The organism is Dellaglioa sp. CoH-55-MRSF-8 (assembly GCF_056782195.1).
The window spans coordinates 1-253 of sequence record NZ_JBXAYH010000231.1; the positions used below are offsets into that span (position 1 = coordinate 1).

1 protein-coding gene is annotated in these 253 nt (G+C 50.2%); it reads right to left on the reverse strand.

What is annotated here, in order from left to right; all coding sequences use genetic code 11:
- Positions 1 to 253: hypothetical protein (locus AC1RPW_RS08575; protein ID WP_481769541.1), on the reverse strand; the 253-nt coding region annotated here is incomplete at both ends.

Consider the following 253-nt stretch of genomic DNA (forward strand, 5'->3'; position numbering starts at 1 on the left):
ATTGTAAATTCCCTCTTCCCTCCTCCTTTCCTTTTCTTTCTTCCTTCCTTCCTCCCCTCCTCTCCTCCTTCTTCTTTCCTTTTCCTCCTTTTCCTCCCTCCTTTTTTCCCCTTTCCCTCCCCTCCTTCCCCTTTTTCTCTCTTCTTCCCCTCCCCTTTTTCCCTCTCCTCTCCTCCCCCTCCCTCTCCTTTCCCTTTTTTCTTCTTTCTTCTCCTCTCCTCTCTTCCTTTCCCCTTCTCTCTTTCCCTCCTCC